An 8,473-nucleotide genomic window follows, 5' to 3' on the forward strand; every position below is an offset into this window, starting at 1 on the left:
TCGACAATGACGAATTCCAATTTGCGCACCTTGTTGCCGCTCAGCGCAAATCCGGTCAAATCGTCCCGCTTGAGGTAGATGTCAGGTCCTCCCAAGCTGTGGGACAGCCGGGGAAGGTGATGCACAGGGGTAGGAAGATGGGCAAGTGACACGCGGGGCGGGAACGTGAAAGGCACGGCGTAACCTCCTCTGTCGACTGTTGGCCACAGGCTCTGCAGTCCCGAGGGAACGGAATTGTCCAGGACGGCACCTGGCGTCCTCCCCCAGGGAGAGAACCAAGACAAGCTAAAAGGGCGCTGCCGTTCACAGCAGCGCCCTGGATGTTCAGCTCACACTTTGGGCAGCAAGCAGGATGGCCCCGATCACTCCGGCGTCGTTGCCAAGCTCTGCCGGGCGGATTTTCAGGCCCTTCCAGGCGGTGGGCATGGCCCTTTCGCGGACCGCCTGCGCCACCCGGTCGATGAAGAATGGGCCGGCATCGGCAACTCCCCCACCGATGACCACCATCTCCGGATTGAGGGCATTGGCAAAGCTGGCGATGCCGGCGCCGAGGTACTGGCTGGTCACTTCAACTGCGGCCAAGGCCTCCGGTTCGCCCGCCTTGGCCCGTTCAAAAACGAGCTTGGCATCTGCCTCGGGGGGCACCGACTTTCCGGCCTCCTGAAGCCGTGCCAGATACTCTCGCACAGTGGCTGGCGCGGAGGCATATTGCTCCAAGCAGCCGCGCCCCCCGCACGGGCAAGGCCGACCGTCGAACTCCACCAGGGTGTGGCCGAGCTCGGCGCCGGCAAAATGACTGCCGCGGTAGATTTCGCCGTTCAGGTACAGCCCACCGCCGATGCCCGTGCCCACGGTCAGGCACACCGCGTGTCGACACCCCTTGGCTGCGCCCACGGTCACCTCTGCTAAGGTCATCAGATTGGCATCATTGTCCGCGAAGGTGGGGAGGCCGAAATGGCGGGCCATCCTCTCGGCAATCTCCACGTCTGCCCAGTGCGGGAGATTTGGGCTCTGCCCTACCAGTCGCCCCCTGTCCACATCGATGACCCCTGGGCTGCCTACCCCGATGGCTCGCACCACGCCCCCGTGCTGCTCGGCTGCCCCAAGCAGTTCCTCCACGGCGGCGAACATGTTATCGAAGATGACGTCCGCCGGGGCAGTCGCCGCAGAAGGCCGCTTCGCTTTCTGCAAGAGGCGGCCTTTCGTGTCCCCCAAGGCCGACTTGAGGAAGGTTCCACCCAGATCCAGCCCTACGATGAGGTCCATGGCGCCACTCCACCTTCACCTTTCCTGCGCGAACAAGCCATTACGCCTTGAGCTCGTAGTACCCCTCTTTGACCTTCTCGATAGTAATCTTGTGCCCATAGCGCAGAGGGACGCTGCCCACGAATGGTCGCAAGTCGATGCGATAGCTCCTGGTCGGCTTGCGGGGGCCCATGCTCCAACACTCCACTGCCGCCACAGCCACCTCATGATACTTGCCACCCACCTTCAACTTGAACGGTTTACCCGGCGCGGGAAAGAGCTCCAAGCTCCCCTTTTGCACCAGAAGGTACTGCCCCCGCACCTCTTCATCGGACAGCTTGCGAACGTAGACAGGGCGTTCCTTTGCCACGGGTCTTCCCTCCGGAGTTGCACCAAGGAAATGGCTGCGAAGCGCTTGTCACCCAGCGGAAGAAGGGCGCCTTACAGTTCCGCCAGAATGGCGTTCAAGTCGGCCAAGTGCTGCTGTTCTTCCCGGATGGTGACATCGACATGCTTGCGTTGGGCGTCGGGGACATGCTTGCGCAGTTCCTCTAACAGCAGCAGCGTGTTCCGCTCGGTCTCAATGGCAAGCTTGACGGCGTCGACATCTGACTTTTCCTGGGCCATGGCCGCTGCAGCCTCGGCATCAGGAAAAATCTTGTAGTTGAGCAGCGCCTTCACATAGGCGTCGTACTCCCCAGGATAGCTTTCTGCCACATCGGGTTCGCCCAGGCGCTCCAGGAGCTCGGTGAAGAGCTTCTCGTGGTGGCGCTCCTGCTCGGCAATCCGGGCAGCCGCCTCACGCAGCTTCTTGGACTTGGCCTTTTTAGCGAGCGCGCTGTAGTACGCTGCGCCGTTCTGCTCCTCGGTGATGTTCATCTTGACGATCTCGTTGGCATAGAACAGGTGTCCCATGGCTTTCTCCTCGCTAATTCCAGTCTGCTCTCTGCAACTATCACTCCCAGGGTCGATGCAACAGCACCTCAGGGCGGCGCTCGAACTGCACGTCGTCCCTGCCGGCGTGGTAGCGCTGGTGGAAAGAGCGCCTCACCTCGCCCAGGTCGGTGTCGATGTAGTCGACCTCATCACTGCCTTCGCGCCTTCGGATCCACTGCAGGGACCCATCTTGCATGCGATCGATGAAGAGGATGCCGTCGATGTGGTCGATTTCGTGCTGGAAGATGCGGGCCAACAGTCCGCGCGCGACCAATTCCACCTGCCTCCCTTCGGGGTCAAGCCCGCGCACGACCACTTTGTTGGCGCGTTCCACCTGCGCCTGCAGTCCAGGGAGGCTCAAGCACCCCTCTGAGTCGACATTGGTGCGCGCGCTCCAGCTCACAATCTCCGGGTTGATCAGGACGTGCAACTGCTCCTCAAAGGCCACAACGATGATGCGCCTGGGCACACCGACCTGGTTTGCTGCCAGTCCGACCCCATCCGCCTCGCGCATGGTGCGCACCATAGACGGGATGAGGTGGCGGACTTCGTCTATCTCCTCCACCGGCGCGGCCGGCGTGCGCAGCACCGGATCGCCGTACACTCTCACCTGCAGGAGTCTGCCTTCCTCCATGCCCTCACCCCTGCTCCTTCACGCCCTGCTTCTGCCTTTGTCGCTGCATGGCCAGATACTCTTCGAACCTCGTCCAAAACGGATCAACCCTCGGGTGATGCAACGGCCGCGCAACACCGGCCTCGACGATGGTCAAGCCCTCTTCGGCAGGCAAGACTTCGCCCACAAGCGAGCTGGCAATCCCCTCACTGCGCAGCGCCTGTACGATTGCCTCGGCGCGCTCTTTGCGCACTATGGCGATAAGCGTGCCCTCGCTGATGGCCTTGTACGGGTCGATGTCAAAGACAGCACACGTCTTGCGTACAATCTCCTGCATGACGATGCGGTCCTTGTCCACGCGCAAGCCATAGTTCCCCGCCACAGCCATTTCGAACAGGCCGCCGAGGACACCGCATTCGGTGGCATCGTGCATGGCCACCACGCCACCTGTCTCGGAGGCAACGCGCGCGTCCCTGACCACCGACATCTGGTAGAAAACATCTTGGGCCTGGCGCACCGCAGCCACACCGAGTTCCTTCTCGATAAACTCCGGAAACTGCACGGCCATCAAGCCCGTGGTTTCCACCGCCGGACCCTTGGTGATGAGCACCAGGTCCCCTGGCCGCACGTTGCGCGGGTCGGCCAGTTGCTCCGGCCGTCCCACGCCGAACATGGTGGCCCCGCCTACCATCGGATAAGAGCAGCCGGCATAGCGGGCGGTGTGGCCGCCCACAATGGCGATGCCCAGCCTGGCAGCCTCAGAGTGGATGGTGTCCCAAATGATTTCCAACACCTCCTCGTCCATCTCTGGCGGCAGGTTGAGGTCGATGGTGAGGTGCGACGGAGGAATGCCGCTCACCGCCACGTCGCTGGCCAAGATGTGCAAGGCAAACCACGCAGCGCGCTGCCAGCCGAGAGAGGGTTGGATAAAGACCGGGTCGGAAGAGAACACCAGCACATGTTCCCCGACGCGCAGGGCGCCAAAATCCACGCCATGGCGCGGGCCCAGCAGGACGTTGGCATCCTTGGCACCCAACCGCGGAAAGATCACCTTGTCGAAAAAGTCGAAATCAATCTTGCCAAGAGGTGGCAAGAGGGGCCTACTCCTGTCCATGCGCCATATTCTCCCTTCCTTTTTGCACCACCCCGGTGCGGAGGCGGCGTCGCTCCTCGGCTTGCGCCCACCGCCGGCGCTCCTCTTCGGTGTGGATGGCCACGTCGGGAATCCTCTTCGGGCGCCCATCCTCACCGAGCGCTACGAAAGTCAGGTACCCGGAACAAGCGTGGTAAACGGTGTTAGCATAGGTATCTTCCGCCCACACCTTGACGCCCACCTCCATGGAACTGCCAAACACCCTGTTCACTTTCGCCTTGCACACCACGACTTGCCCAACCCTGATGGCCTTCAAGAAGCGGACCTCGTGCACCGCGACCGTGGCCACCCGCGTGCCAGCATGGCGCCTGGCGGCAATGGTAGCCACCATGTCCATAATCTGCAGAATCCTGCCCCCGAACACGCTGCCGATGCTATTCGCGTCTGCCGGGAGGGCCAGCAGGACCGTCTCGGCTTCACTGCATCTGATGTCGATGGCGCCTTCGGGTTTCACGACAGCGCCTCCGCCTGCTGGGCGGCATGGTACGAACTGCGCACCAATGGGCCCGCTTCCACATGGGCGAACCCCATTGCCAGTCCTGTGGCGCGCAGCTGCTCGAACTCCTCCGGCGGCACAAAGCGGTCCACCGGCAGATGCTGAGGGGTCGGCTGCAAGTATTGGCCGATCGTCAAGATGCTGCAGCCGGCCCCGCGGAGGTCAGCCATGGTTGCCAACACTTCCTCACTGGTCTCGCCAAGACCCACCATCAGGCCGGACTTGGTTACGAGGCCTGCCTGGGCGGCCTGGGCCAGCAGGCGGACGGAACGTCGATAGTCCGCTTGTGGACGAACCACGGGATAGAGCCGAGGCACCGTCTCGATGTTGTGGTTCAGCACGTGTGGAGCGGCGGCAAGCACCTGGTTGAGCGCCTCTGGGGAACCCGCGAAATCGGGGATGAGCACCTCGACCTTGCAATCGGGTCGTCGCGCGCGCACCGCCCTGATGGTGGCGGCAAAATGGCTCGCTCCTCCATCTGGCAAGTCGTCGCGAGTGACCGAGGTGATAACCGCATAGTCCAGAGCAAGAAGTGCCACTGCCTCTGCTACCCGGTGCGGTTCGTCGCCATCCAAGGGGAGCGGCGTCCCGTGGCCCACGGCGCAGAATCTGCAAGCGCGGGTACACACATCCCCCATAAGCATGAAGGTGGCCGTGCGCTGCGCCCAACACTCGCCAATGTTGGGGCAACGGGCGCTCTGGCAGACGGTGTGCAGCCTATGCTTTTCCACCAAGGCGCGCACCGCGCGGAACCCCTCCCCGCTGGGAAGCCTAACCTTCAACCACTGGGGACGCCTCGTCTCGTGTCGAATGCGGCTCATGCTGTGTTGGACCGTCCTCCCGCTATTCCGCCGCCTGACGGGACGGAAGATAGTACTTGCGAAACGCCTCGCAGGACCATGGCATTTTCTCCGCAAAGATTTGCATGATGGCCTCCGCGTAGGCGCGAATTTCCTCTTGAGCGTGACGCTCCGCCCGCAGGCTGAGAAAGTTCATGAGGGAGCGGGCGTTTACCGTCCAGTAAAACTGCGTGTAGAGAGCCAAGGGCAAGACAATCCGAGCATGCTCCTTGGCTACACCCTGAGCGAGCAGCCTCTGGTAAAGCTCATAGCTCCGCCGATAATGCTCCACCATCTCCTGTCGCAACAATTCGCTGTCCTCTTCAGGCAGGAGCTCGAATTGATAGTCCGGGCCTCTCTCCTTGCGCAACCGCTCGGGGACGTAAAACTCATGCTCAAGCCGCGTGTAGCGGCCGGAGATCTCGTTGTAGCTGGCCATTCGGTGGCGGAACCATTGCCTGGCCACGAAAATGGGGCACTTGATGTGGAAAGTAAAAACGCTGTGCTCGAACGGCGTCTCGTGACGATGGCTGAGGAGGTAGTCAATGAGCTGTCGGTCCTTGAGCTCCCCTTTGCTCTCTTGCCCCACCGAGACACGGGCTGCCCGCACCACCGCCTGGTCCCCACCCATAAAGTCTACCAGGCGGACAAACCCCTGATCCAGGACCGAGTGGATGATCGTCCCCGCCGAGACAATGTCTCCAGGCTTTCTCTCTTGCTCCGTCACGCTACGTTCCTCGGCTGTACGGCGCGTCTTCGCGTTGTGGACAACTTGCACAATGTCCGGGCAAATCCCTTCGAAAACCTTAGGCTCCAACGAAGGTGGCAAGGGCCCGGCTGCGGGACCGACCATCACGGCGGAAAAAGTGCGCTCGCCGGCCATAGGTCGTCGAGAGGCCCAGGGCAACGGTGCAGGGACGTGTGCCCTGCATCCCTGCGCGCCACCGGGGGCAAGAGACTGTCTGACGGCAGCATGTTCATCCCTGGTCTCAGCCCTCGCTCGCCTTGTCCAGCAGTTCAAGATACGGCTGGTACTCCAGGCCCGACCGCACCAAGTAGGTGGTGAGAAGGATCTTCACCGATTGCTGCAACTGGCTCGCGTCCCACGGCTTTTCCACGTAGCGGTCGATGTGCGCCTCGTTGATGGCGTAGATGGTATCCTCGTGCGTGGCAAGCCCGGTGAGGAGCAGCTTCTTCGTGTTGGGAAAACGGCCGGCCTGCGTCAACTCTGCCAGCAGGTCAATGCCATTCTTGCCGGGCATGATGTGGTCGCAGATGATCAGTGCGAGGTGGTCCCCCCTGCGCTCCATCTCCGCCAACACCTCCTCGGCTTCAGCGGCTGATTCGCATTCGATGATGGTACAGACCGCAGCAAGCGGCTCCAGGTCCTTGCGCAAGGCAGCCAACACCTCACGCTGATCGTCTATGCAGAGCACCTTTAGCTTCTCCATAGCCTCCTCTGATCGGTAACGTCACGGTGAACACGGTCCTACCAGGGCGGGATTGCACGCTCACACGACCGCCGTAGTTGTGGACGATCCGTTCGACGATGGTCAGCCCCAGTCCCAAACCAAATTCCAAACCCTTTTCCTTGGTCGTGTAGTTTGGCTGAAAAATCTTTGGCAGCATGTGCTTGGGTATGCCTGGGCCATTGTCCTGGACAGACACATGAACCACTTCGTCGGTAGCCCAGCTGGTGATGACGACCTCGCCCCTTTTGGTGCTGTCGGTGGCAAGGCTTTCGACGGCGTTGCGGATGAGGTTGCTCCACACCTGCACCAGTTCGCCCTTGCTGGCGGCGATGGGCGGCAGCTCCCCCAAGTTGAGCTTCAGGTCCACCTTGCGCAATGGGCTGCTCAGCAAGATGAGTGCCTCGCCGATCGACTTGTTCACATCCAAGTCTGGCTCGATGGCGGTTTCCTGCGTGGCTAAGTACTTCACGGACTTGACCACGTGTGCGGCGTGTTGCGCTGCCACCGCCATGTCCCGAAAGGTAGCACCAAGTTGCCAGTAGTAATGCACCACGTCAGCCACAACCTGGAGGTGTTTGCCATAGCGGGCCAGTTGCTCGGCGGAAAGACCCGTTTCGGCAAGTTTGTGGGCGGCCTCGGTGCTCAGGCCGTAGGCCCGCTCCAGCACCTCCGCCTGCTGCCGCACTTCGCGTGTGGACTGCCAGCGGCCCTTTTCCAGGCCCAGACGGAAGTACTCAAGCTGCTCTGGCGACTGCTCGCGCAGGGCGCGAATTAGGTTCTCCCGCAGCCATTCGGTGTTCCGCTCCAGTACGGCCACCGCGTTGTTCAGCTCGTGCGCGATGCCGGCTGCCATCTGCCCAAGGGAAGCGAGACGCTCGGTGTGGATCAAGCGGCGCAAGGCTCGTTCCTTCTCCCGGGCGATCTGCAACTCCCTTTGCTGCCGGTACTTCAGGTCCATGACCACCACCGGCATGAACTGCTCAAACAAGGAGCTTCCCCTTGAAGGGTCCTTTACCGGCTGGTGCTGGTCAATGTAGGCGACCTCGGCATCGCGCTCGACGATCACGGTCGCCGAACTGACAAAGGTGCGGGAGAAGAAACTGTACACCCCCACAAACTTGTTCCGCGTCGCCCGGAAGAGTTCATACTGCCCCCCGCCTGGAGCCCTGACACAACCGACGAGCACGCCCTTTAGCACCAGGTAGAGGCGGTCATTGTACCCCCCCTGTACCATGAGCCTTTCGCCCTTGCGTAGGCGAATCCGTCGCAAAGGGTCTGAAAAGTACGTGCTGATCAGCCAGGACAGATCGGGGCTTTTCGCGTCGGACGTTGTCGTGCTGACTGTCATGGGCCTCATTGCGTGTGTGGCCTGCCGCTCGCCTTTGGCTGGTAATATGCGAAATATTTCTGCAATATTCAAGCGGGAAATAGGCGGGAGATTACATCCAGCAACTGGAACCGGGACCCCTCCAACGCCACTTGGGCATTTGCGCAAAAACAGGAGTTGGAGATGCCTCCCCCGGGACTCACCCCCGAAGGCACAGATTCCTCTTGCGTTTGAGAAAAGAAGTCGCTACATTGCCTTCGGCGAGCCGTCTGGGTGCACGCACAAGGAGGGAGAAGCTATGTTGCAGGAGTTCAAGAAGTTCATCATGCGTGGCAACGTGGTGGACATGGCGGTGGGAATCGTCGTGGGAGCCGCGTTTGGCTCCATCGTCA

Annotated in this window: 12 protein-coding genes; 1 reads left to right on the forward strand and 11 read right to left on the reverse strand. The window is 61.5% G+C overall.

Annotation, left to right across the window (positions count from 1 at the left end):
• The 11 genes from H5U38_09230 to H5U38_09280 all read right to left on the reverse strand — a co-directional run.
• Window positions 1–176 (reverse strand): D-cysteine desulfhydrase family protein (locus H5U38_09230; protein MBC7187202.1); only part of this gene is annotated, 176 nt, incomplete at its 3' end.
• A 148-nt stretch (window positions 177–324) separates the two neighbouring features.
• Window positions 325–1,266, reverse strand: a complete 942-nt coding sequence (locus tag H5U38_09235; GenBank protein MBC7187203.1) for an ROK family protein — start codon at window positions 1,264–1,266, stop codon at window positions 325–327.
• A 40-nt stretch (window positions 1,267–1,306) separates the two neighbouring features.
• Entirely contained in the window at window positions 1,307–1,615 is a 309-nt protein-coding gene (locus H5U38_09240) for a hypothetical protein (protein MBC7187204.1), read from the reverse strand.
• Between the two features lie 71 nt (window positions 1,616–1,686).
• Window positions 1,687–2,160 carry a hypothetical protein gene (locus H5U38_09245; GenBank protein MBC7187205.1) on the reverse strand — a complete coding sequence of 158 codons (474 nt, stop codon included), beginning with the start codon at window positions 2,158–2,160 and terminating at the stop codon, window positions 1,687–1,689.
• A 40-nt stretch (window positions 2,161–2,200) separates the two neighbouring features.
• On the reverse strand, window positions 2,201–2,815 hold the full coding sequence (def, locus tag H5U38_09250) for a peptide deformylase (GenBank protein MBC7187206.1): 615 nt from the start codon (window positions 2,813–2,815) through the stop codon (window positions 2,201–2,203).
• A 4-nt stretch (window positions 2,816–2,819) separates the two neighbouring features.
• Complete coding sequence (locus H5U38_09255) at window positions 2,820–3,908, reverse strand: hypothetical protein (GenBank protein MBC7187207.1); 1,089 nt, start codon at window positions 3,906–3,908, stop codon at window positions 2,820–2,822.
• The gene (locus tag H5U38_09260) at window positions 3,895–4,401 is read right to left on the reverse strand and encodes an acyl-CoA thioesterase (GenBank protein ID MBC7187208.1); all 507 of its coding nucleotides are present in this window, start codon (window positions 4,399–4,401) and stop codon (window positions 3,895–3,897) included. The genes H5U38_09255 and H5U38_09260 overlap by 14 nt, the downstream gene beginning before the upstream one ends.
• Window positions 4,398–5,264, reverse strand: a complete 867-nt coding sequence (gene lipA / locus H5U38_09265) for a lipoyl synthase (GenBank protein MBC7187209.1) — start codon at window positions 5,262–5,264, stop codon at window positions 4,398–4,400. Before lipA ends, H5U38_09260 begins: the two co-directional genes overlap by 4 nt.
• Before the next feature lie 22 nt (window positions 5,265–5,286).
• Window positions 5,287–5,961 (reverse strand): FAD-dependent thymidylate synthase, encoded by a 675-nt coding sequence (locus H5U38_09270; GenBank protein MBC7187210.1) that lies wholly within the window; start codon window positions 5,959–5,961, stop codon window positions 5,287–5,289.
• Window positions 5,962–6,271: 310 nt separating this feature from the next.
• On the reverse strand, window positions 6,272–6,733 hold the full coding sequence (locus H5U38_09275) for a response regulator (protein MBC7187211.1): 462 nt from the start codon (window positions 6,731–6,733) through the stop codon (window positions 6,272–6,274).
• Window positions 6,693–8,102: a GHKL domain-containing protein gene (locus tag H5U38_09280; GenBank protein ID MBC7187212.1), complete on the reverse strand. Its 1,410-nt coding sequence runs from the start codon at window positions 8,100–8,102 to the stop codon at window positions 6,693–6,695. The genes H5U38_09275 and H5U38_09280 overlap by 41 nt, the downstream gene beginning before the upstream one ends.
• Before the next feature lie 277 nt (window positions 8,103–8,379).
• On the opposite strand from H5U38_09280, the gene H5U38_09285 reads away from it, so the two are divergent.
• On the forward strand, window positions 8,380–8,473 hold a 94-nt coding region (locus tag H5U38_09285), incomplete at its 3' end, for an MscL family protein (GenBank protein ID MBC7187213.1).

The sequence above is a fragment of the Calditrichota bacterium genome (genome assembly GCA_014359355.1).
Taxonomy (GTDB): Bacteria; Zhuqueibacterota; Zhuqueibacteria; order JANLFK01; family Oleimicrobiaceae; genus Oleimicrobium.

Bases quoted from the DNA above. Each gene is read 5' to 3' on its own strand.
- H5U38_09235 (MBC7187203.1), bottom strand. From the start codon at position 1,266: ATGGACCTCATCGTAGGGCTGGATCTGGGTGGAACCTTCCTCAAGTCG.
- H5U38_09245 (MBC7187205.1), bottom strand. From the start codon at position 2,160: ATGGGACACCTGTTCTATGCCAACGAGATCGTCAAGATGAACATCACC.
- def (MBC7187206.1), bottom strand. From the start codon at position 2,815: ATGGAGGAAGGCAGACTCCTGCAGGTGAGAGTGTACGGCGATCCGGTG.
- H5U38_09255 (MBC7187207.1), bottom strand. From the start codon at position 3,908: ATGGACAGGAGTAGGCCCCTCTTGCCACCTCTTGGCAAGATTGATTTC.
- lipA (MBC7187209.1), bottom strand. From the start codon at position 5,264: ATGAGCCGCATTCGACACGAGACGAGGCGTCCCCAGTGGTTGAAGGTT.
- H5U38_09275 (MBC7187211.1), bottom strand. From the start codon at position 6,733: ATGGAGAAGCTAAAGGTGCTCTGCATAGACGATCAGCGTGAGGTGTTG.
- H5U38_09280 (MBC7187212.1), bottom strand. From the start codon at position 8,102: ATGACAGTCAGCACGACAACGTCCGACGCGAAAAGCCCCGATCTGTCC.